The organism is Micromonospora sp. NPDC018662 (assembly GCF_044391475.1).
In the GTDB taxonomy this organism is placed as follows: domain Bacteria; phylum Actinomycetota; class Actinomycetes; order Mycobacteriales; family Micromonosporaceae; genus Micromonospora.
Genome location: NZ_JBISAC010000005.1, coordinates 309280 through 331687, shown reverse-complemented (window position 1 = coordinate 331687; position 22408 = coordinate 309280). Strand labels below are relative to the sequence as shown.

Annotated in this window: 21 protein-coding genes; 12 read left to right on the top strand and 9 right to left on the bottom strand. The window is 74.4% G+C overall.

The window, feature by feature from the left end:
* Window positions 1-2: 2 nt before the first annotated feature.
* Window positions 3-2675, bottom strand: a complete 2673-nt coding sequence (locus ACH495_RS18070) for a LuxR C-terminal-related transcriptional regulator (RefSeq protein ID WP_396858854.1) — start codon at window positions 2673-2675, stop codon at window positions 3-5.
* 194 nt (window positions 2676-2869) lie between these two features.
* Here ACH495_RS18070 and ACH495_RS18065 point away from each other — a divergent pair, with 194 nt between their 5' ends.
* From ACH495_RS18065 to rdgB, 9 genes are all read left to right on the top strand, one after another.
* Window positions 2870-4432, top strand: coding sequence for a hypothetical protein (locus ACH495_RS18065; RefSeq protein WP_396858853.1), 1563 nt, complete (start codon window positions 2870-2872; stop codon window positions 4430-4432).
* Between the two features lie 115 nt (window positions 4433-4547).
* Window positions 4548-4838, top strand: a complete 291-nt coding sequence (gene clpS, locus ACH495_RS18060) for an ATP-dependent Clp protease adapter ClpS (protein ID WP_343443222.1) — start codon at window positions 4548-4550, stop codon at window positions 4836-4838.
* Window positions 4835-5338 (top strand): DUF2017 domain-containing protein, encoded by a 504-nt coding sequence (locus ACH495_RS18055; protein ID WP_396858852.1) that lies wholly within the window; start codon window positions 4835-4837, stop codon window positions 5336-5338. The genes clpS and ACH495_RS18055 overlap by 4 nt, the downstream gene beginning before the upstream one ends.
* Before the next feature lie 55 nt (window positions 5339-5393).
* Window positions 5394-5882, top strand: coding sequence for a Mov34/MPN/PAD-1 family protein (locus ACH495_RS18050; protein WP_107162394.1), 489 nt, complete (start codon window positions 5394-5396; stop codon window positions 5880-5882).
* Between the two features lie 69 nt (window positions 5883-5951).
* Window positions 5952-6299 (top strand): MoaD/ThiS family protein, encoded by a 348-nt coding sequence (locus tag ACH495_RS18045; protein ID WP_396858851.1) that lies wholly within the window; start codon window positions 5952-5954, stop codon window positions 6297-6299.
* Window positions 6300-6309: 10 nt separating this feature from the next.
* Window positions 6310-7275: a PLP-dependent cysteine synthase family protein gene (locus ACH495_RS18040; protein ID WP_396858850.1), complete on the top strand. Its 966-nt coding sequence runs from the start codon at window positions 6310-6312 to the stop codon at window positions 7273-7275.
* Window positions 7276-7498: 223 nt separating this feature from the next.
* A complete protein-coding gene (locus ACH495_RS18035; RefSeq protein WP_396858849.1) occupies window positions 7499-8245 on the top strand; it encodes an MBL fold metallo-hydrolase in 747 nt (248 codons plus the stop codon).
* Between the two features lie 54 nt (window positions 8246-8299).
* Window positions 8300-9028: a ribonuclease PH gene (rph, locus tag ACH495_RS18030; RefSeq protein WP_396858848.1), complete on the top strand. Its 729-nt coding sequence runs from the start codon at window positions 8300-8302 to the stop codon at window positions 9026-9028.
* Entirely contained in the window at window positions 9025-9648 is a 624-nt protein-coding gene (gene rdgB, locus ACH495_RS18025; RefSeq protein WP_396858847.1) for an RdgB/HAM1 family non-canonical purine NTP pyrophosphatase, read from the top strand. The genes rph and rdgB overlap by 4 nt, the downstream gene beginning before the upstream one ends.
* Before the next feature lie 103 nt (window positions 9649-9751).
* Here the strand turns inward: rdgB and hutH are convergent, their stop codons facing one another.
* The 8 genes from hutH to rfbA are packed head-to-tail and all read right to left on the bottom strand — an operon-like array spanning window position 9752 to window position 19123.
* Entirely contained in the window at window positions 9752-11290 is a 1539-nt protein-coding gene (hutH, locus tag ACH495_RS18020; RefSeq protein WP_396858846.1) for a histidine ammonia-lyase, read from the bottom strand.
* A complete protein-coding gene (gene hutI, locus ACH495_RS18015; RefSeq protein ID WP_396858845.1) occupies window positions 11287-12486 on the bottom strand; it encodes an imidazolonepropionase in 1200 nt (399 codons plus the stop codon). The genes hutH and hutI overlap by 4 nt, the downstream gene beginning before the upstream one ends.
* Window positions 12483-13829 (bottom strand): formimidoylglutamate deiminase, encoded by a 1347-nt coding sequence (locus tag ACH495_RS18010; protein WP_396859002.1) that lies wholly within the window; start codon window positions 13827-13829, stop codon window positions 12483-12485. Before ACH495_RS18010 ends, hutI begins: the two co-directional genes overlap by 4 nt.
* Window positions 13826-15046 (bottom strand): allantoate amidohydrolase, encoded by a 1221-nt coding sequence (locus ACH495_RS18005; RefSeq protein WP_396858844.1) that lies wholly within the window; start codon window positions 15044-15046, stop codon window positions 13826-13828. The genes ACH495_RS18010 and ACH495_RS18005 overlap by 4 nt, the downstream gene beginning before the upstream one ends.
* A gap of 11 nt (window positions 15047-15057) precedes the next feature.
* Window positions 15058-16707, bottom strand: coding sequence for a urocanate hydratase (hutU, locus tag ACH495_RS18000; protein WP_396858843.1), 1650 nt, complete (start codon window positions 16705-16707; stop codon window positions 15058-15060).
* A 12-nt stretch (window positions 16708-16719) separates the two neighbouring features.
* On the bottom strand, window positions 16720-17568 hold the full coding sequence (locus ACH495_RS17995; RefSeq protein ID WP_396858842.1) for a MurR/RpiR family transcriptional regulator: 849 nt from the start codon (window positions 17566-17568) through the stop codon (window positions 16720-16722).
* A gap of 59 nt (window positions 17569-17627) precedes the next feature.
* Entirely contained in the window at window positions 17628-18236 is a 609-nt protein-coding gene (locus ACH495_RS17990) for a dTDP-4-dehydrorhamnose 3,5-epimerase family protein (RefSeq protein WP_396858841.1), read from the bottom strand.
* Window positions 18233-19123 carry a glucose-1-phosphate thymidylyltransferase RfbA gene (gene rfbA / locus ACH495_RS17985; RefSeq protein WP_396858840.1) on the bottom strand — a complete coding sequence of 297 codons (891 nt, stop codon included), beginning with the start codon at window positions 19121-19123 and terminating at the stop codon, window positions 18233-18235. The genes ACH495_RS17990 and rfbA overlap by 4 nt, the downstream gene beginning before the upstream one ends.
* A 35-nt stretch (window positions 19124-19158) precedes the next feature.
* Between rfbA and rfbB the strand changes: the two genes are divergently transcribed.
* The 3 genes from rfbB (at window position 19159) to ACH495_RS17970 (ending at window position 22305) form a co-directional block, all read left to right on the top strand.
* Entirely contained in the window at window positions 19159-20157 is a 999-nt protein-coding gene (rfbB, locus tag ACH495_RS17980; RefSeq protein ID WP_396858839.1) for a dTDP-glucose 4,6-dehydratase, read from the top strand.
* On the top strand, window positions 20154-21062 hold the full coding sequence (gene rfbD, locus ACH495_RS17975; RefSeq protein ID WP_396858838.1) for a dTDP-4-dehydrorhamnose reductase: 909 nt from the start codon (window positions 20154-20156) through the stop codon (window positions 21060-21062). Before rfbB ends, rfbD begins: the two co-directional genes overlap by 4 nt.
* Window positions 21063-21213: 151 nt before the next feature.
* Window positions 21214-22305, top strand: coding sequence for an expansin EXLX1 family cellulose-binding protein (locus ACH495_RS17970; RefSeq protein ID WP_396858837.1), 1092 nt, complete (start codon window positions 21214-21216; stop codon window positions 22303-22305).
* The last annotated feature ends 103 nt before the right edge of the window (window positions 22306-22408 follow it).

The window sequence follows — 22408 nt, the reverse complement described above, 5'->3', positions numbered from 1 at the left end:
GTTCAGGCCGGATCCGTGCCGTCGTGCCCCGGCATCGACCCCAGCGCGGTCCGCAGCTCGCTACGGCGGGTGACGCCGAGCTTGCTGTAGACGCGTTGCAGGTGGTTCTCCACGGTGCGGGTGGAGAGGAACAGCCGCTCCGCGATCGCGCGGCTGGTCAGCCCGGTGGCGGCGAGGCGGGCGATCTCCCACTCGCGGTCGCTGAGCGCCGGCCGGAGCAGTCGCAGCGCCGGGGTGGAGATCTCGTCGCAGCGGCCCAGCAGGTCGGCGAGGCGTTCCCGGGCCGACCCGGGAACGCCGGCTCGGGCGTCCCGCATCCGGTGCAGCGCCATCGCGGTCGCCTCGGCGGCGTAGACGACCAGCTCCCGGTCGGCGAAGCCTTCGGCGACCGCGAGCAGGTCCGCCGGGGAGCCGTCGAGCACGGCCCGACCGTACCGGGCGACCAGTGGTGGCAGCACACCGTCGATCTGTTCGGAGAGTTCCGCCAGGCGCTGCGCCACGGTGCGCCGGCTGCCGTCGGTGCAGGTCGGGCCGACCGGCGCGGCGGCCTGGTCGAGCCGGACCAGGTCGAGCAGGACGAGCAGCTCGTGGCCGGCGAGGCCGTCGTCGCGCAGCCGGTCGGCCAGCGCGCAGAGGTGCTTGGTGGCGCCCGGCAGGTCGCCGGCCACCGCCTGCGCGGCGCCCCGGGCCTGCTCCAGCCACGGATAGAGGACGGCCATCCCGGGCGCGTGCGTCCGGTCCGCCTCGGCCATCGCCTCTGCGGCGTGCGCCGCGTCCCCGCGCAGCGCCGCGGCCTGGGCGCGCTCGGCGTGGGCCAGGCCGGCGTAGACCCGGCTGGTGGTGAGCACGGCGCAGGCGCCCAGGCTGGTCTTGAGCGCGTCGTCGCCGCGCCCGCGCAGCCGGGCCGCGTACGCCTGGAGGATGGCCAGGTAGCCGGTGCCGAGCCGGAAGTCGCCGGCGCCGGCCAGGTCGGCGAACTCGTCGGCGACGATCGCGTCGATGCCGGCCAGGTCGCCGGAGAGCGCCAGCCGGGTGCCCCGGGCCAGCTCCATGGCGAGCTGGAGATAGGGCATGTCGGAGCGCCAGCACGCCGCCTCGGCCTGCACCCGGGCGATAGCGGTGGCGCTGCGCCGATATTGCCCCTGGGCGGCCTGGAGGTGGGCGAGCGTGCAGCGGGCCAGTTCCCGGGCGGCCATCGGGGCGGCCGGACGGTCCAGCACCTCCTGGGCCAGCCGCACCGCGACGTCGACGTCCAGCCGGTGCAGCCGCATGATGGCCTCGAAGGCGCGGACCCGGGCCCGGTCGGCGGGGTCGGACAGCTCCTCGCCGCGAACGGCGATCTCCTCCACCGTGGACTCCCGGTTGAGCCCCCAGTAGCTGACCATGCCCCGGACGGTCAGCCAGCGGCTCCGGCGCCGGTCGTCGTGGATCTCGCCGGCGACCTGGTCGAGCACCCGGATCGCCTCCTCCGGCCGGTCGCCGAACATGAGGATGGTGGCGAGCAGCTCCGCGGCGTCCGTGCCGCCGCCGGCCTCCAACGCGGCCCGGGCCAGCCGGGTGGCCAGTGGCACGTCGTACCGGCCGAACGCCTGGGTGGCCGCGTCGAGCAGCAGCGTCACGTTTTGCGCCGTACCCGAGTCGAGCCGCCACACCGCGACCCGCAGCAGATCGTCGCGACGGCGCTTGCCGACCTGTTCCAGCAGCCCGGCCAGGGTGGCCTGGAGCCGACGGGTGCGGCTGACCGGGCAGTGCCGACGCATCACCTCGCCGTAGAGCGGGTGGGCCAGGCGGACGTTGAGCCGCCGGTCGTCGCGGACCATGGTGATGAGCCCGCGCTCCTCGGCCACCTCCACGTCCGCCGGCTCGACCGCCCGCTCCAGCAGGTGCAGGCCCAGTGGCTCGCCGAAGGCGACCAGCTCCACCACCGCCCGGACGCCGGGAGTGAGCCGGCCGATCCGGGTGTCGATCAGGTCGGTGAGGGTGGGCGCCAGCTCCAGCCGGCCGGTCCACTTCCAGATCCCGTACGTGCGCCGCAGCTCGTCGCCGGCGGCCAGCACCAGCTCGCGCAGCAGCAGCGGATTGCCGGCGGAGAGCCGGAACAGCCGGTCGGAGGAGCAGGCGTCGACCGGGCCGCCGAGGATCGCGGCGAGCAGCCCGGTGGTCTCGCTGCGGTCGAGCGGGCCCAGCTCGACCAGGTCGACCAGGTCGTCGGTCCAGAGCGCGCGGATCGGCAGCGGGATCTGCTCGCCGTTGCGCAGCGTCCCGATCACGGTGGCGTTCTCCGAGCGGGCGACCAGGTGCACCAGCGCCGCCGAGGGCGGGTCGAGCAGGTGCGCGTCGTCGATGGCCAGCACGATGGGCCGGCCCGCGGCCTGCTCCTGGAGCAGATCCACCGCCCAGCGCAGGATCCCGGCGGGGGAGAGGCCCTGCGGTTGCGCGGCGGGGAGCACCTGGACCAGCCCGCCGAACGGCAGCGCGGCGGTGGTGGCGCTGGCCGCGACCGACCAGATCGCGAAGTGCTCGGGGGAGAGCGCGGCCACCCCCTCCCGCAGCAGGCGGCTCTTGCCCACCCCGGCGTCGCCGCTGAAGAACAGGCCGCGCCCCTCGGGGCCACCGATCGTCGACAACAGCCGGTGGAGTTCATCCGTTCGGCCGACGAACCCCCACCTGGTCATCGATGCAGCATATCGATGGGATGCCGTCCGCGTGCATGTCGTCACGCAGTAAAGTTGAGTAATCTGGGCGTTACTCGTGAGTACCGGATGCGTTCGGTGTCGGATGCCCGACACCCGTACTCTTCCGACATCCCCGCCGGGGAAGATTCCCCGCGACCGGGCCGAGCCCGATCGCCTCACCGGGAGGCCGCCTGATGAAGCCGGGTCCACTCCCTTCGGTCGACGTGCCCGATCCGCGCGGCCCGGCCGAGCCGCCGCGATGCGCCCCGCTCTCGACCCGCCTCGGCGTGACCGACCCCGGCCCGGACGAGCCACTCGCCGTGGTCGCGGCCGGCCCGGCCGGCGCGGGGCGGCGCGAGCTGATCGCCGGCCTGCTCGGGGTGCCGGCCGGGACGCTGGCCGTGCCCGCCGGCAGTCACCTGCTGGTCAACCACGCCAAGGTCGCCACCCGGGCGGCGTACGTCCCGGGCTACCGCCAGCCGCACGCCTACGGCATCGACCCGCTCGCCGCCGGTCCCGCGCTGGCCCGGCCGCCGCGCCGGGTCGAGCTGAGCCTGACCGATCCGCTGCTACGGCACTTCGCGGTGCTCGACACGCCGGACACCGCCGCGCTCGGGGTGGCCGGTGGCCGGATACTGCGGGACGCCGTGGGCCGGGCCGGCGCGCTGCTCTTCGTGATCGCCGCCGACCAGGCGTTCAGCGCGGTCGAGCTGCACCTGCTGGCGGAGGTGGCGCGGGCCCCGGTCGAGGTGTTCTTCGTCGTCACCCCGGGCGTGACCGGCTGGGCGGCGCCGGCGGACGGCGCGACGGCGGAGGGCACGGGGGCGTCCGTGCCGTCGCCCGGCCGGTCCGGCCCGCCCGGCCCCGCCGGTCCGCTCGACCCGGTGGTGGTCTCCATCGCGGCGCACCGGGCGGCGTTGTTGGCCGCGGTGCCCGCGCTCGCCCCGGCCCGGTGGTTCCCGGCCCGCCGCGCCGAGCTGCCGGACCTGCGCCGCGCGCTGGTCGGGTGGGCCGCCGTCGAGGGGCTGCGTCGGGCCAGCGCCCGGCCGCCCGAGCCGCCCGGCGCGCACGGCCGGGTGCCGGTGCTGGCCGGGGTGGAGCCGGCCGACCTGGCCGACCGGCTCGACCGCCAGGCCCGCTCCTGCGCCCAGCGGATCCGCCAGCACCTCGCGCTGGAGTTGGCCAACATCCACCTCCGGGTGGTCCAGGAGATCGTGTTCGGGGTCGGCTGCGCCGGCCTGCCGCAGTTGCTCGACCGCGAGCTGGAGGCGCTGTCGCTGCTCGCCACCGCGCAGTGCGACGAGGCGGTGCGCGGCATGGTCGACGACGCCGCCGCCCGGATGTTCGGCGCACCGCTCGCCGAGGGCGTACGCCGGCGGATCACCCACGCCGTGCGCTGGGGCCTCGCCGACCATCCGGACGGCCGGGAGCTCGACCGGGTGCTGCTGGTCACCAGCACCGCCGGGGTCGCCGCGTTGGCCGGCGCCGGCGCCCTGGACGCGCTGGCCGGGCTGCCCGGCGCGGCACGCGACGAGGCGCTGCCGCCGGTCGGTGTGGCGCTCAACGGCGGCTGCTGGCAGCACTGGCGGGCGCCGGGCAACGACGATCCGAACGCCGCCCGGTCCTGGGCCCAGCGCGCCCTGCGCGAGGTGGAACTCGAACTGTCCCGCGAGGTGTCCCGCCGCTTCGAGGTGATCCGTCTCTCGCTGGGCACGGTGCTCGCCGATGCTGTCGACCACGGCATCCTGCTCGCCTGAGGGCGGGGCGGCCGTGCGCCGTCCCGGCCCCGCGCAGGCGGTCCGGGCGGTCGATCCCGACCGCCGCGCCGTTCCGGTTCATCGGTTCGGCGGATCCGGTGGCACGATGGGGGGCATGGCGGCTCCACAGGTTGCGCCGGTCGAGACGCCGGACACCGCAGAGGTGCCGGTCTCCGACCGGCCATGGGTGACCATCGTCTGGGACGATCCGGTCAACCTGATGACGTACGTGACCTGGGTGTTCCAGAAGCTCTTCGGGTACAGCAGGGAGAAGGCGGAGCAGCTCATGCTGGACGTGCACCACAAGGGCAAGGCGGTGGTCTCCAGCGGGGCCCGGGAACGCATGGAGCACGACGCGGCGCAGCTGCACGCGTACGGGCTGTGGGCGACGGTGGACCGCTCATGAGCATGTTCCGTCGCCGGGGCGACCGCTACGTGGCCAGTTTCGCGGTCGACGAGGTGCGGGTGCTGCGCAAGGTCGCCTCCGAGGTGGTCGGGCTGCTGACCGACGGCTTCGACCACGGCGACCCGGTGGTCGGCCGGCTCTTCCCGGAGGTCTACCCGGACGACGACGCCGGCACCGCCGAGTTCCGCCGCTACACCGAGGGCGACCTGAAGACCGCGAAGATCGACCAGGCCGGCGCGATCCTCGCCGCGCTGCCCGACGGCGACGCGGGCGGCGAGGTGCGGCTGGACGCGGAGGCGGCCGAGGCGTGGCTGCGGGCGCTCAACGACGCCCGGCTGGCGATGGGCGTCCGGCTGGAGATCAAGGACGGCACCGACCTGGGCGAGGAGCTGGACGACGCGGTCGCCACGGACCCGGCCTCGTCGCGGGTGTTCCAACTGTCGGTCTACGCCTATCTCGGATACCTCCAGGAGTCCCTGCTCAACGCGCTGATCGACTGAGTGGTGACGGCGGCCACCTCGCCGCCCGGGGCGGCCAGGCGCTAGTCTGGTCGGCGTGCTGAGCATCGACCGGTCGATCATCGACGCGATCGTGGCCCACGCGCGCCGGGACCACCCCGACGAGGCGTGCGGCGTGGTCGCCGGTCCCGCCGGCAGCGACACCCCGACCCGGCACATCCCGATGGACAATGCCGCCCGCTCGATGACGTTCTACGAGTTCGACTCGATGGAGCAGCTGCGGGTCTGGCGCGAGATGGACGACCGCGACGAGGAACCGGTCGTCATCTACCACTCGCACACCGCGACGGAGGCCTACCCGTCCCGCACGGACGTCTCCTTCGCCGGCGAGCCGGGTGCGCACTACCTGCTCGTCTCCACCCGTGAGCCGGACACCGAGGAGATCCGCTCCTTCCGGATCGTCGACGGGGTGGTCACCGAGGAGCCGGTCGAGATCGTGGACGCCGCCGTGGACCCGAACGCCGTCCAGTCCTACATGTTCGGGCAGAGCCCGGCGACGGTCGACTACGAGTGTTCCGGCCGCTGACCCCCAGCGCCGGCACGCCCTTTCCTGTCCGTCACCTGGCACGACCCTGAACGAGGAGCACGAGACACCATGGCCATCGAGGTTCGCATCCCCACCATCCTGCGCAGCTACACCGGCGGCGCGAAGGTCGTCGAGGGCAGCGGTGACACGCTCGCCGACCTGCTCACCGACCTGGACTCCCGGCACGCCGGCCTGCGGGGCCGGCTGGTCACCGACGCCGGCGCGCTGCACCGGTTCGTCAACGTCTACGTCAACGACGAGGACGTCCGCTTCCTCGGCGCGCTCGACGCGAAGCTCAACGACGGCGACAGCGTGACCATCCTGCCGGCGGTGGCCGGCGGCGCGTTCGGCTTCGCCGCGGCGGCGGCGATCGCGTCGCACGCCGTCTCCGCGCGCGCCACCGCCGCCGTCCGCTAGGCGGCCGGCCATGGCGCGGTACGACAGCCTGCTCGACGCCTCCGGCGGCACGCCGCTGGTCGGTCTGCCCCGGCTCTCCCCGACCGTGCCCGACGGGGCGCCGCCGGTGCGGCTCTGGGCCAAGCTGGAGGACCGGAACCCGACCGGCAGCATCAAGGACCGCGCGGCCCTGTTCATGGTCCGGGCGGCCGAGGCTGCCGGGCGGCTCCGTCCGGGCGACACCATCCTGGAGCCGACCAGCGGCAACACCGGCATCTCGCTGGCCATGGTGGCGAAGCTGCGCGGCTACCGGCTGGTCTGCGTGATGCCGGAGAACGTCTCCACCGAGCGGGTGCAACTGCTCCGGATGTACGGCGCGGAGATCATCTTCTCGCCGGCGGCCGGCGGTTCGAACCAGGCCGTCGCCACCGCCAAGCAGATCGCCGCCGAGCACCCGGACTGGGTGATGCTCTACCAGTACGGCAACGAGGCGAACGCCCGGGCGCACTACGAGACGACCGGGCCGGAGCTGTTGCACGACCTGCCGGGCATCACCCACTTCGTGGCCGGGCTGGGCACCACCGGCACGCTCATGGGCACCGGCCGCTACCTGCGGGAGAAGGTCGACGGGATCCAGATCGTGGCGGCCGAGCCGCGCTACGGCGAGCTGGTCTACGGCCTGCGCAACATCGACGAGGGCTACGTGCCCGAGCTGTACGACGCCGGGGTGCTGTCCCGGCGCTTCTCGGTGGGCACCCGGGACGCGGTGCTGCGTACCCGGCAGCTCGTCGAGGTGGAGGGGATCTTCGCCGGCTTCTCCACCGGCGCGATCCTGCACGCCGCGCTGGCCGTGGCGCACGAGGCGGTCCGCGCCGGCCGCCGCGCCGACGTGGCGTTCGTGGTCTGCGACGGCGGGTGGAAATACCTGTCGACCGGGGCGTACGGCGGCACGCTGGCGGACGCGGAGGACGCGTTGGAGGGTCAACTCTGGGCCTGACGGCCCGGCGGCGGTCCGGTCGGTGGGACACACCGGCCGGATCGCCGCGATCTCCCGGATCCGGACGTGTATGGGTGTCACGTTGATGACAACTTCCGGTAGATGATTCTTGCCCGACCGGGCCGCCGCGTAGGCTGCGCAGCGTGGCGAGCGCGTCGATGGAGATCAACGGCGGGGCGGCTGCCGACGCGTCGACTACCCACGGTGAGATCGAGGCAACCGGATGCGACTGACCGTCCTCGGCTGTGCGGGCAGCTTCCCCGGCCCCGAATCCCCGTGCTCGGCCTATCTCATGGAGGCCGACGGGTTCCGCCTCCTGATCGACTTCGGGGCGGGTTCGCTCTCCACGCTGCAGCGCTACGTCGGGCTGCACGCCCCCGACGCCATCCTCCTCACCCACCTGCACTGCGACCACATGTTCGACGCGGTGAACTACGTGGTGGTGCGCCGGTACGCGCCGGACGGCCCGTACCCGCCGCTGCCGATGTACGCGCCCTCCGGCGCGCCCGACCGGTTGGCCAGCGCGTACGGGCAGGAGGAGGGTTCGGTGGAGGACGTCTACCAGTTCTACGGCCTCCAGCCGGGCACGTTCCCGATCGGCCCGTTCACCGTCACCGTCGACCGGATGAACCACCCGGTCGAGACGTACGGGGTGCGGCTGGAACACGGCGGCCGGGTGTTCTGCTACTCCGCCGACACGGCACCCTGCGAGGCGCTGCTGCGCCTGGCCCAGGACGCCGACGTGTTCCTCTGCGAGGCCAGCTACCTGGACGGGATGGACAATCCGCCGGATCTGCACCTGACCGGCCGGGAGGCCGGTGAGGCGGCCACCAAGGCGGGCGTGGGTCGGCTGCTGCTCACCCATCTCGTCCCCGCCTGGGGCAGCGAGTCGGACACCGTCGAGTCGGCAGTCGGCGCGTACGCCGGGCCGGTCGAGGTGGTCCGCGCCGGCGCCGGCTACGACGTCTGAGCGCACGCGGGCACCCGCAGGCGGTGCGATCGGCGTACCGCATAGGGTGCAGGCATGGCGCGACCTGACGGGCGGCGGCCCGACCAACTCCGACCGGTGACCCTGACCCGGGGCTGGAGCACCCATCCGGAGGGCTCGGTGCTCGTCGAGTTCGGCGCGACGCGGGTGCTCTGCACGGCCAGCGTCACCGAGGGGGTGCCGCGCTGGCGCAAGGGCTCCGGGCTCGGCTGGGTGACCGCCGAGTACGCGATGCTGCCCCGGGCCACCAACACCCGCTCCGACCGGGAGAGCGTGCGCGGGAAGGTCGGTGGGCGCACCCACGAGATCTCCCGGCTGATCGGTCGCAGCCTGCGCGCCTGCGTCGACCTTAAGGCGTTGGGCGAGAACTCGATAGTGCTCGACTGCGACGTGCTCCAGGCCGACGGCGGCACCCGCACCGCGGCCATCACCGGCGCCTATGTCGCCCTGTACGACGCGGTGAGCTGGCTGGCCGAGCGCAAGTCGCTCACCGGCAAGGTGGAGAAGGTGATGCACCGTTCGGTGGCCGCGGTCAGCGTCGGCGTGATCGGCGGTGCGCCGATGCTCGACCTCTGCTACGCCGAGGACGTGACCGCCGAGGTCGACATGAACGTGGTCTGCACCGGCGCCGGCGACTTCGTCGAGGTGCAGGGCACGGGTGAGGCCGGCGTCTTCGCCCGCGACCAGCTCGACGCGCTGCTCGACCTGGGCGTGGCGGGCTGCCTGGATCTGGCCGACGCACAGCGGAAGGCGCTCAACCTGTGACCGACAACAAGGTGCTCCTGGCCACCCGTAACCGTAAGAAGCTCGTCGAGTTGCAGCGGATCCTGGACGGCGCGCTCGGCGCCCACCGGATCGCCCTGCTCGGCCTGGACGACGTCGAGGAATATCCGGAGCTGCCGGAGACCGGCCTGACGTTCGGCGAGAACGCGCTGATCAAGGCGCGGGAGGGCTGCCGGCGGACCGGCCTGCCGACCATCGCCGACGACTCCGGCATCGCGGTGGACGCGCTCAACGGCATGCCCGGCGTGTTCAGCGCCCGCTGGTCCGGCCGGCACGGCGACGACCAGGCGAATCTCCAGCTCCTGCTGGACCAGGTGGCCGACGTGCCGGACGAGCACCGCGGCGCCGCGTTCGTCTGCACTGTGGCGCTGGTGCTGTCGAGCGGCAAGGAGCACCTGGTCGACGGCCGGCAGCCGGGGCGGCTGCTGCGCGCCCCGCGCGGCGAGGGGGGCTTCGGCTACGACCCGATCTTCCTGGGCGACGGGCAGGAGCGGACCAACGCCGAGTTGACGCCCGAGGAGAAGGACGCGGTCAGCCACCGCGGCAAGGCGCTGCGCGACCTGGCCAAGCTCATCGCCAAGGTCCTCCCCCCGAACGCCTGACCCCTCCGCCGCTGACCCCTCGCTGCTGATTCACGGAAAGAGTGGCCATCCGACGTCGGATAGCCACTCTTTCCGTGAATCAGCGCGAAAAAGGGGGTGGGGGTCAGGCGAGGGGGCCGGTCGTCCGCTCTATGGCGGCGCGCAGGGACGGGCCGGCGACTACGGAGCGGGCTGCCTCCATCAGCGGGGCGAGGAAGACGTCCGGGCCGGGGGCGCCGATCGTGTCGCCGAGCGCGTCCAGCGCGGCCCGGCCGGCGGGGGACGGCTCCAGTGGCGCGCGGAGCTGGAGTCCGCGTACCGCGGCCAGCAGCTCCACCGCGAGCACGCTGGTCAGGTTGTCCAGCACGGTGCGCAGTTTCTTGGTGGCCGCCCAGCCCATCGAGACGTGGTCCTCCTGCATGCCGCTGGTGGGCAGCGAGTCGACCGAGGCGGGGGCCGCCAGCCGGCGGTTCTCCGCGACGATGCCGGCGGCGGTGTACTGGGCGATCATCAGCCCGGAGTTCACCCCGGCGTCGGGGGAGAGGAACGCCGGCAGGTCCCGGTTGCGGGCCACGTCGAGCAGCCGGTCCACCCGCCGTTCGGCGATCGCGCCCACCTCGGCGGCGGCGATGGCCAGGTAGTCGGCGGCGAAGCCGAGCGGCGCGCCGTGGAAGTTGCCGGTCGACTCGACCCGCCCGTCCGGCAGCACCACCGGGTTGTCCACCACGGACAGCAGTTCCCGGCCGGCGACCACCTCGACGAAGTCGAGCGTGTCCCGGGCCGCGCCGGCCACCTGCGGCGCGCAGCGCATCGAGTACGCGTCCTGCACCGCGTGGGCCAGGTCGTCACGGTGCGAGTCCATCACCGCCGAGCCCTGAAGCAGCCGGTGGATGTTCGCGGCCGAGGCGGCCTGGCCGGGGTGCGGGCGGATGGCGTGCAGCTCGGGCAGGAACGGCCGCTCCGAGCCGAGCATCGCCTCGATGGCCAGCGCCGCGGTCACGTCGGCCATGGCGAACAGGTGCCGGGCGTCCCGGATCGCCAGCAGCAGCATGCCGAGCATGCCGTCGGTGCCGTTGATCAGCGCCAGCCCCTCCTTGGCGGCCAGCTCGATCGGGGCCAGCCCGACGCGGCGCAGCGCCTCGGCGGCGTCGAGCCGTTCCCCGGCCGGGCCGAGCACCCAGCCCTCGCCGAGCAGCACCAGCGCGCAGTGCGCCAGCGGCGCCAGGTCACCGGACGCGCCCAGCGAGCCGTGCTCCGGCACCCACGGGGTGATCTCGTGGTTGAGCAGGTCCACCAGCGCCTCGGCGACCAGCGGCCGGACGCCGGAGCGGCCGAGCGCGAGCGAGCGTACCCGCAGCAGCATCATGGCCCGCACCACCTCGCGCGGCATCGGCGCGCCCACGCCGGCCGCGTGCGAGCGGATCAGCGCGTGCTGCAACTCGGCCCGCCGCTCGGGCGCGACGAACGTGTTGGCGAGCGCGCCGAACCCGGTGGAGACGCCGTACACCGGGCGGCCGGCGGCCTCGATGCCGTCCACGATGGACCGGCTGGTCGCCATCGCCTCGACGGCGGCGGGGTCGAGCGCGACCGTGGCGGTGCCGCGGGCGACCGCGAGCACGTCGGCGGGGGAGACCCCGGTGGACAGGATGGTGACGGTGGTCATCGTGGCACTCCGTTGTGCAGAACCTGGCGGATCAGTGGCACCCCCGGCCGGTAGGCCAGGTGCAGGTGGGTCGGGGCGTCGAGGACGACCAGGTCGGCCCGGGAGCCGGGGGTCAGCCGGCCGACGTCGGTGCGGCGCAGCGCCGCCGCCCCACCGGCGGTCGCGGCCCACACCGCCTCCGCCGGGGTCATCCGCATCTCGCGTACGGCGAGCGCGACGCAGAACGGCATCGACGAGGTGTACGACGAGCCGGGGTTGCAGTCGGTGGCAAGCGCCACGGTGACGCCGGCGTCGAGCAGGCGGCGGGCGTCCGGGTAGGGCGACCGGGTGGAGAACTCGGCGCCGGGCAGCAGCGTGGCGACCGTGCTGGTCGGCGGCCCGGAGAGCCACTCGACGGTGGTCGAACCGGCCAGCGCGTCGACGTCGGCGTCGGACAGGTGGGTGCAGTGGTCCACGCTGGCCGCGCCCAGTTCCACCCCGAGCTGGACGCCCGGCCCGGGGCCGAGCTGGTTGGCGTGCAGCCGGACGCCCAGCCCGGCCGCCTGTCCACAGGCGAGGATGGCGCGCGCGTGGTCCACGTCGAACGCGCCCCGCTCGCAGAACACGTCGATCCAGCGGGCGTACGGCGCGGCGGCGGCCAGCATCGGCCCGCACACCAGACCCACGTAGTCGTCCGGGTGGTCGGCGTACTCGGCGGGGACCACGTGCGCGCCGAGGAACGTGGTGTCCTCGGTGAACTCGGCGGCGATCCGCAGCGAGCGGGCCTCCTCGGCGACGGTCAGGCCGTACCCGCTCTTGATCTCGACGGTGGTGGTGCCCTGCCGCCGCATCTCGGCGCGCAGCCGGCCGACTGTGGCGCGCAGCTCGTCGTCGGAGGCCGCCCGGGTCGCGCCGACGGTGGTGCGGATGCCGCCGCCGGTGTACGGCTCGCCGGCCATCCGGGCGGCGAACTCGGCGGCCCGGTCCCCGGCGAAGACCAGGTGGGCGTGGCTGTCCACGAAGCCGGGCAGCACCGCCGCGCCGTCGGCGTCGATCCGCCGGTCGGCGGCCGGCGCGTAGCGGGCCGGACCGACCCAGGCCACCTGCCCGTCCTCGACCAGCACGGCGGCGTCGCGGCGCACGCCCAGCGGGTCGCCGCCCCGGCCGTCGTTGGTGACCAGCTCACCGATGTTGTCCACCAGCAGGCTGCCCCTCATGGGGTCACCGCCGCGATCGAGTCCCTGAGTTCGGTCGGGACGTCAACGGTCAGGTGCTGGCCGTCGGCCACCACGGTCCGGCCGTCCACCACCACCTGCGTGACGTCGGCGGCGGTGGCCGCGAAGAACACGCCGACCGGCGGCACCCCGGCGGTGCGGGCGCTGTCCAGCCGTACCGTCACCAGGTCGGCCCGGTGGCCGACGGCGAGCCGGCCGGCGTCGCCCCAGCCGAGCGCGGCGTGGCCGGTCACCGTCGCGGCGGCGAGCAGTTCGGCGGCGCCGAAGTGCCCGCGTCTGCGGGTGCGCAACCGCTCGTCCAGTTCCACCGCGCGGGCCTCCTCGAACAGGTCGACCACGGCGTGGCTGTCGCTGCCCAGGCTGAGCGGGCTACCCGCCTCGGCGATCCGCCGGGCCGGGCCGATCCCGTCGGCCAGGTCCCGTTCGGTCGTGGGGCAGAGGCAGACGCCGGTGCCGGTGTCGCCGAGCAGCGTGACGTCGGCGGCGGTGGGATGGGTGGCGTGCACGGCGGTGGTGTGCCGGCCGAGCACGCCGTGGTCGGCCAGCAGCCGGGTCGGGGTGCAGCCGTGCACGGCCCGGCAGGCGTCGTTCTCGGCCGGCTGCTCGGAGACGTGCGCGTGCAGCGGCAGCCCGTGCCGGTCCGCCCAGCCGGCCACTGTGGCGAGCTGCCCGGCCGGCACCGCGCGCACCGAGTGGATCGCCGCACCGAGCCGGACGTGCCCGTCGGCCGGGCGGAACGCGTCGACCCGCTCCGCCCAGCGCAGCGCGTCGCCGTCGCCGAACCGGCGCTGCGGGCCGGCCAGCTCCGCGCCGTCCACGCCCGCGGTCAGGTACGCGGCGTCCAGCAGCGTGAGCCGGATCCCGGCGTGCGCGGCGGCCTCCACCAGCGCGGCGGACATCGCGTTCGGGTCGTCGTACGGGCTGCCGTCCGGGCCGTGGTGCAGGTAGTGGAACTCGCCCACGCAGGTGATCCCGGCGAGCGCCATCTCCGCGTACGCGGCGCGGGCCAGCGCCAGGTAGGAGTCGGGGTCGAGGCGGGCAGCCACCTCGTACATCAGGTCCCGCCAGGACCAGAAGTCGCCCCGGCCGCCGTGGGTGCGCCCGCGCAGCGCCCGGTGGAACGCGTGCGAGTGCGCGTTGGCCAGGCCGGGCAGCGTCAGGCCGGGCAGCCGGACGGCGTCCACCGCGACGCCGGCGGTCGGCGGGCCACCACCGGTCAGCGGCGTGACCGTGGTGAGCCGCCCGTCCGTCGCCTCGATCAGCACGTCCGGCGTGGGTTCGGTGTGGTCCGGCAGCCAGGCGTACTCGGCCAGCCAGCGGGTCAGCGGCATGCCAGCTCCTCCAGCACCCGGGCCAGGGCGGTCACCCCGGCCGCGCAGTCGGCGTCGGTGGCGGACTCGGCGGGGGAGTGCGACACCCCGGTCGGGTTCCGTACGAACAGCATCGCGGTGGGCAGGTGCGCGGCCAGCACCCCGGCGTCGTGTCCGGCGCCGGTCGGCAGCGTCGGCGCGTCGAGCAGCTCGACCAGCCGCCGCGCGAGCCCGCCGTCGAACGCGACGAGCGGGGTCGTCGACTCCCGCGTGCAGGTCAGCGCGGTGCCGTCCCGGCCGGCCCGCTCGGTGGCCTTGGCGCGTACCGCCTCGACCAGGCCGTCCAGCGTCTCCGCCTCGGCCGCCCGCGCGTCCAGCCAGCCGGTGACCCGGGACGGGATCGCGTTTGTGGCGTTCGGCTCGACGGACACCCGGCCCACGGTGGCGTGCGCGTCGCGCAGCCGGGCCTCCTTGTTCGCCGCGAGCACGGTGAACGCGTAGGTGAGCATCGGGTCGCGGCGGTCGGCCATCCGGGTCGTACCGGCGTGGTTGCCCTCGCCGGTGAAGTCGAACCGCCACCGGCCGTGCGGCCAGATGGCGGACGCCACCGCGACCGGCGCGTCCGTGTCGACGAGCGCGCGGCCCTGCTCGACGTGCAGCTCCACGAACGCCGCGAAACGGCCGAGCAGCGCCGGGTCGGCGCCCGCCGGCCGCGCGCCCAGCGCGTCGGCGAAGCTCACCCCGGCCTGGTCGCGCAGCCCGGCCGCGCGGTCGGCGTCGATCGCGCCGGTGAGCAGCCGCGACCCCAGGCAGGGTACGCCGAACCGCGCGCCCTCCTCCTCCACGAACGCGGCCACCACGACGGGCCGGGGCGGGGTGGTCCCGGCGGCCCGCAGCTCGTCCACGGCGAGGAACGCGCTGACGATGCCGAGCGGCCCGTCGTACCCGCCGCCGTGCGGCACCGAGTCGAAGTGGCTGCCGGTGAGCACCGCCCCGCCGGCCGCCGGGTCGCCCCACCAGGCGAACAGGTTGCCGTTGCCGTCCTGCTGCACGGGCATCCCGCGGGCGTCGGCCTGATCCCGGAACCACTCGCGCAGCCGCAGCTCCGGCTCGGTCAGCGCGTACCGCAGGTAGCCGCCGCTGCCAGCGTCCCGCCCAACCGGCGCGATCTCGTCCCACAACGCGCGGAACGTGTTAGGAAGGGGCCCTTCACATGCAGAATGCGTTAACAAGGGGCCCCTCCTTACCGCTCGGCCATGGGGATGCGGAGGGCGGTGCGCGCGGCGGTCTCGCGGGCGTCGTCGTAGCCGGCGTCCACGTGCCGGATCACGCCCATCGCCGGGTCGTTGGTGAGCACCCGCTCGATCTTCTGCCCGGCGAGTGTGCTGCCGTCGGCGACGCAGACCTGGCCGGCGTGGATCGAGCGGCCGATGCCCACCCCGCCGCCATGGTGGATGGACACCCAGGACGCCCCGCTGGCGGTGTTGACCAGCGCGTTGAGCAGCGGCCAGTCGGCGATCGCGTCGGAGCCGTCGGCCATCGACTCGGTCTCCCGGTAGGGGCTGGCCACGCTGCCGCAGTCCAGGTGGTCCCGGCCGATCACCACCGGCGCGCTCAGCTCGCCGGAGGCGACCATCTCGTTGAACCGCACCCCGGCGCGGTCCCGCTCGCCGTAGCCGAGCCAGCAGATCCGGGCCGGCAGGCCCTGGAACGCGACCCGCTCGCCGGCCATCCGCATCCACCGGGCGAGCGACTCGTTCTCCGGGAACAGGTCGAGGATGGCCCGGTCGGTGGCGGCGATGTCGCGCGGGTCGCCGGAGAGCGCGGCCCACCGGAACGGGCCCTTGCCCTCGCAGAACAACGGCCGGATGTACGCCGGCACGAAACCGGGGAAGTCGAACGCCCGCTCGTAGCCGCCGAGCTTCGCCTCGCCCCGGATCGAGTTGCCGTAGTCGAACACCTCAGCGCCCGCGTCGAGGAAGCCCACCATCGCCTCGACGTGCTGCGCCATCGACGCCCGCGCCCGGTCGGTGAACTCGGCCGGCTTGGCCGCCGCGTAGTCCCGCGCGTCGGCGGGGTCCACCCCCTCCGGCAGGTACGACAGCGGGTCGTGCGCGCTGGTCTGGTCGGTCACGACGTCGATCTCGACGCCGCGCGCCAGCAGCTCGGGGAAGACGGTGGCCGCGTTGCCGACCACGCCGACGCTGAGCGCCCGCCGGTCCCGCTTCGCGGCCAGCGCGCGGGCGACCGCGTCGTCCAGCGAGTCGGCGATCTCGTCCAGGTAACGGTCGTGCGCGCGCCGTTCCAGGCGGCTGCGGTCCACGTCCACGATCAGGCAGACACCGCCGTTCATGGTAACCGCGAGCGGCTGCGCGCCGCCCATCCCGCCGCAGCCGGCGGTGAGCGTCAGAGTCCCGGCCAGCGTGCCACCGAAACGTTTGGCGGCGACCGCGGCGAACGTCTCGTAGGTGCCCTGGAGGATGCCCTGGGTGCCGATGTAGATCCACGAACCGGCCGTCATCTGCCCGTACATGGTCAGGCCCAGCGATTCGAGGCGGCGGAACTCCGGCCAGGTGGCCCAGTCGCCGACCAGGTTGGAGTTGGCCAGCAGCACGCGCGGCGCCCACTCGTGGGTGCGCATCACCCCGACCGGCCGGCCGGACTGCACCAGCATGGTCTCGTCGTCGCGCAGCTCGGTGAGCGTCCGCACCAGCGCGTGGTAGGACGGCCAGTCCCGGGCCGCCTTCCCGGTGCCGCCGTAGACCACGAGATCCTCGGGGCGCTCGGCCACCTCCGGGTCGAGATTGTTCATCAGCATCCGCAGGGCGGCCTCCTGCGGCCACCCCTTCGCGGTGCGTACGGTGCCGCGGGCGGCGCGGACGGGCTGGTGCATCTCGTACTCCTCTCAGCCGAGGAACAACTGGCGGCGGGCGGCGGACGACTCGAACGCCTCGAGCCGGGCCTGGGTCTCGGCCGGGGCGGCGTCGCAGATCGCCTGCAACACCACCATGGCCACTGTCATCGGGGCGGTGTGCAGGTCGAAGACGAGGTCGGTGCCGACCGCGGCGGGCAGCACCACCTCGGCGTGGTCGACGGCCGGGCTGACCGGGGAGTCGGTGATGGCCACCACCGTCAGCCCGGCGTCGCGGGCCTCGCGCAGCGCGTCCAGCGTCTCCCGGGGGTAGCGGGGCAGCACGAACGCGAGCAGCGCGGTGGCGCCGGCCGCGACCGCCTGGTCGAGACGGTCGGCGAGCAGGCTGCCACCGTCGTCGAGGACCCGCACGTCCGGGTGCACCTTCGCGGCGAAGTACGCGAAGTACGCGGCCAGCGGCGCGGCGGCGCGCAGCCCGAGCACCGGCAGCGGACGGGTGGCCGCCAGCAGCTTGCCCACCTCGGCGATCCGGTCGGCGTCGGCGAGTTGCCCGGCGAGCCGGTCGAGGTTGTCCATCTCGGCGTGCACCGCCCGTTGCAGCGGGTTCCCGGTGGCGGCCGGCGCCGCCGCCTGGGTGGCGGTGAGTTCCCGCAGCCGGCGGCGCAGCGCGGGGTAGCCGTCGTGCCCGAGCGTGATGGCGAACCGGGTCACCGACGGCTGGCTGACCCCGGCCAGTTCGGCCACCTCCGCCGCGGACAGGTACGCCGCCGCGCCCGCGTGGCGCACCAGGCAGTGCGCGATGCGGCGCTGGGTCGGGGTGAGGCGGACGCCGTGGAAGAGATCGAGCAGGCGATCGGCGCTGGACGCACCGTTTTCATTCACCCGCCGACTCTATGCATGAAAACTTTCACCTGGCAAGGCTGCCTAGACGGTGAGTGGGCTCAACGGGACGGGCGGGTGTCCAGCCCGGCGGTGAAGGAACGGCAGGATTCGTAGTCGGGCAGCCGGCCCGCCGCCCGCGTCTCGGCGAGGCTCGGCGCGGCCGCGTCCCGCGCCGAGAGCAGCGGCGTAGCGGTCGGCCAGTCGATGGCGAGGTCCTCATCGAGCGGGTGCACGGTGTGCTCGGCCGCCGGCCGGTACGTGGTGGAGCAGAGGTAGCTCAGCGTGGCGTCGTCGGTCAGCGCGCAGACGCCGTGCCCCAGCCCCTCGGCGAGGTAGACGGCCCGCCGGTCGGTGTCGTCGAGGCGTACCGTCTCCCACCGGCCGAACGTCGGCGAGCCGACCCGGACGTCCACCACCACGTCGAGCACCGCCCCCCGGACGCAGGTCAGGTACTTCGCCTGGCCGGGTGGGACGTCGGCGAAGTGGATGCCCCGCACCACGTCCCGCGCGGAGACCGAGATGTTGGCCTGGGCCAGCCGCAGCGGGTGCCCGACGGTCTCGGCGAGCCGGTCGAAGCGGTACCACTCCAGGAAGCGCCCGCGCGGGTCGCCGTGCTGCTGCGGCGTGACCTCCCAGGCTCCCTCGATGCCCAGCGGCCGGATCTTCACGACCCGCTCCCCACGGCGGCCGGCCGCTCGGCCAGCAGGCCCAGCAGATAGTCGCCGTAGCCGCTGCGGGTCAGCGGGCGGGCCAGGGCGCGCAGCCGCTCGTCGTCGATCAGCCCGGACCGCCAGACCACCTCCTCGACACAGCCGATCTTCATGCCCTGACGCTCCTCGATCACCCGGACGAACTCGGCGGCCTGCATCATCGAGGTGAACGTGCCGGTGTCCAGCCAGGCGGTGCCCCGGTCGAGCACGGTCACGGACAGCTCGCCCCACCCGCGGTAGGTCTCGTTCACCGCGGTGATCTCCAACTCGCCCCGGGCGCTGGGGGCGAGCTTGCCGGCGATGTCGACCACCCGGTTGTCGTAGAAGTAGAGGCCGGGCACCACGTACCGGGAGCGGGGCCGGGCCGGCTTCTCCTCGATCGAGAGCACCCGGCCGGCCGCGTCGAACTCGACCACGCCGTAGTCGGCCGGGTTGGCCACCGGGTACGCGAAGACCCGCCCGCCGGCCGGGTCGCCGTGCTCGGCGAGCTGCCGGCCCAGGCCGACGCCGTGGAAGATGTTGTCACCCAGGATCAGCGCGACCGACCCGTCGCCGATGAAGTCCGCGCCGATCAGGAACGCCTGCGCGATGCCCTCCGGTCGGGCCTGCTCGGCGTACGCCAGCCGCAGGCCCCACTGGCCGCCGTCGCCGAGCAGCCGCTCGAACTGCGGGCGGTCCTCCGGTGTGGTGATCACCAGGATCTCCCGTACCCCGGCCATCACCAGCGTGGAGAGCGGGTAGTAGACCATCGGCTTGTCGAACACCGGCATGAGCTGCTTGGAGACGGCCCGGGTGATCGGCCAGAGTCGGGATCCGGTGCCACCGGCGAGAAGGATTCCGCGCACCCGCGGAGCGTACCGTCGCGTAAACTCCTCCACCCGTGAGGATCCTCGTCACCGGCGGCGCCGGCTTCATCGGCTCGGCGTACGCCCGGATGCTGCTCGGGCGGCCCGGCGGCGACGCGGCGTGGACGCCGGACCCCGAGCCCGCCGCGCTGACCGTGCTGGACAAGCTCACCTACTCCGGCAACCCGGCCAACCTCGACCCGGTGCGCGACGATTCCCGCCTGCGCTTCGTCCGCGGCGACATCTGCGACGCGGCGCTGGTCGACGAGGTGGTGCCCGGCCACGACGTGATCGTCCACTTCGCCGCCGAGTCGCACGTGGACCGCTCCATCACCGGCGCGGCACCGTTCGTCACCACGAACGTGCTGGGCACCCAGACGCTGCTGGACGCCGCGCTGCGCCACGGCGTCCGCCGGTTCGTGCACGTCTCCACCGACGAGGTGTACGGCTCGATCGACGCCGGCTCCTGGACGGAGGAGTGGCCGCTGGCGCCGAACTCCCCGTACTCGGCCTCGAAGGCCGGCGCGGACCTGCTGGCGCTGGCCTACCACCGCACCCACGGTCTGGACGTGGTGGTGACCCGCTGCGCCAACAACTACGGGCCGTACCAGTTCCCGGAGAAGATCGTCCCGCTCTTCGTCACCAACCTCCTCGACGGCGGCACCGTGCCGCTCTACGGCGACGGCGGCAACGTCCGGGACTGGCTGCACGTGCACGACCACTGCCGGGGCATCGCGCTGGTGCAGGAGAAGGGCCGCGCCGGCGAGGTCTACCACATCGGCGGCGGCACCGAGCTGACCAACCGGGAGCTGACCGGCCGGCTGCTGGCGGCCTGCGGCGCCGGCTGGGACCGGGTGGTGCCGGTCGCCGACCGCAAGGGCCACGACCGCCGCTACTCACTCGACATCACCAAGATCAAGACCGAGCTGGGGTACGCCCCGAGCATCGACCTCGACCGAGGGCTGGCCGCCACCGTCAACTGGTACCGGGAGAACCGGGCCTGGTGGGAGCCGCTGAAGGCGGCACACGGATGACCCGGCTGCTGGTCACCGGCGCCGGCGGAATGCTCGGGCGGGACCTGCTGGCCGTGCTGCGCGCCCGGCCGGACCGGGCCGTCACCGCCACCACCCGCGCCGACCTCGACGTCACCGACCCCGACGCGGTGCGGGACGCGGTCGCCGGGCACGACGTGGTGCTCAACGCCGCCGCCTGGACCGACGTGGACGCGGCGGAGAGCCGTGAGCCCGACGCCACAGCGGTCAACGGCGACGCGGTCGCACACCTGGCCCGGGCCTGCGCCGTCACCGGGGCCCGACTGGTGCACGTCTCCACCGACTACGTGTTCGGCGGCGACGCCGACGAGCCGTACCCGGAGGACGCGCCGACCGGCCCGGTCAACGCGTACGGGCGGAGCAAGCTCGCCGGGGAGCGGGCGGTGGCCCGGCTGCTGCCCGAGCGCGGGTACGTGGTGCGGACCGCCTGGCTCTACGGCACGCACGGGCGCAACTTCGTCAGCACCGTGCTGCGGCTCGCCACCGAACGCGACCGGCTCGACGTGGTGGCCGACCAGCACGGGCAACCCACCTGGTCGTACCGGCTCGCCGAGCGGCTCGTCGCGCTCGCCGACGCGGCGCTGGCCGGCGACGCCCCGCCGGGCGTCTACCACGGCACCGCGTCCGGCGAGACGACCTGGTACGGCCTCGCCCGCGCGGTGTTCGCGCTGCGCGGCCTCGACCCGGAGCGGGTCCGCCCGACCACCAGCGACCGCTTCCCGCGCCCGGCGCCCCGGCCCCGCTACAGCGTGCTGGCCCACGACCGGTGGGCCGCCGCGAAGCTTCCGCCGCCGGGGGACTGGCACGCGGACCTGACCGACGCGCTGCCCGCGCTCAGCGGCCGGCGCCCCGGAACACCTCCGTCACGGTCCGCAGCACGATCTTGATGTCGAGCCACAGCGACCAGTTCTCCACGTAGTAGTTGTCGATTCACGTTCCGGCGCGGTGACCCTCGTCCGGCCGGCGCGTGCCAGGCGTCCTTAGCTTTCGCTTAGCCCGCTTGTCCGGCGACCACCCGGTCCGGCAGCATCGACCGGCGTGACCGACGGCAGCGCGCCCCACCCACCGACGCCCACCGGCGACGAGCACCCGCTCGCCCGGACCGGCCGCCGCGCCCCGGGCCGGGCCCGCCGCCGGCTCGTCGCCGCCGGCCTGGCCACGCTCGCCGCCGGGGTCGCGGTGACCCTCGCGGTACGCGGCGGCGCCGCACCCGCCTGCGCCGCCCCACCCCGGGCGGCCCTGCCGCCGGCCGCCGTCCCACCGCGTGCGGCCCCGCCGCCGGCCGCCGTCCCACCGCGTGCGGCCCTGCCGCTGGCCGCCCCGCCGGTCGGCGGCGTCGCGCACACCGGCAAGGCCACGTTCTACGACTCGAAGGGGGCCGGCGGCAACTGCTCCCGGCCCGCCGCGCCGGCCAACCGGCTCTACGTCGCGCTCGGCCCGAGCGAGTACGCGGCCGGCGCGTCCTGCGGCGGCTTCCTCGACGTCACCGGCCCGCGCGGCACCGTCCGGGTGCTCGTCATGGACCAGTGCCCGGAGTGCGCGCCCGGCCACCTCGACCTCTCCGCCGAGGCGTTCGCCCGGATCGCCGAGCCGGTGCAGGGCGTGGTGCAGGTCAGCTACCGGGCCGTGGTGGACCCGCCGCTGCCCGGCCCGCTCACGTTCCGCCTCAAGGAGGGCGCGTCGCAGTGGTGGTTCGCCGTCCTGGTCGGCGACCACGGCAACCCGCTGCGCTCGGTGGAGGTCCGACAGGGTGGATCGTGGCGCGCGGCGGCCCGGGAGGACTACAACTACTGGCTGATCCCGTCCGGCGCCGGCCCCGGCCCGTACTCGATCCGGGTCACCGACGTGTACGGCCACCGGGTCACCGCCACCGGCGTCAGGATGCTCCCCGGCCAGGTGCAGCGCAGCGGCACCCGGATGTACGGAGCCGGCACGGCGACCACCGCCCGCACCGCGAAGCCGTCCCGCTCGTCGCCGATTCGTCCGACCCCGACCCCGACCGCCAGCCGTCCCGCCTCCCCACCCCCGCCCACGTCATCCCCGTCCAGCCCACCCCCGCTCACCCCACTCCCGACCGCCCCACCCCCACTCACGCCGCTCCGCGAGGCCGCCGCCCCCACCTGCGCCTGACCCCCACCCCACCCCACCCCACCCCGGGCCCCTGATTCACGGAAACAGTGGCCATCCGGCCCGGAACAGCCACTCTTTCCGTGAATCAGCACACCGGAGCGGC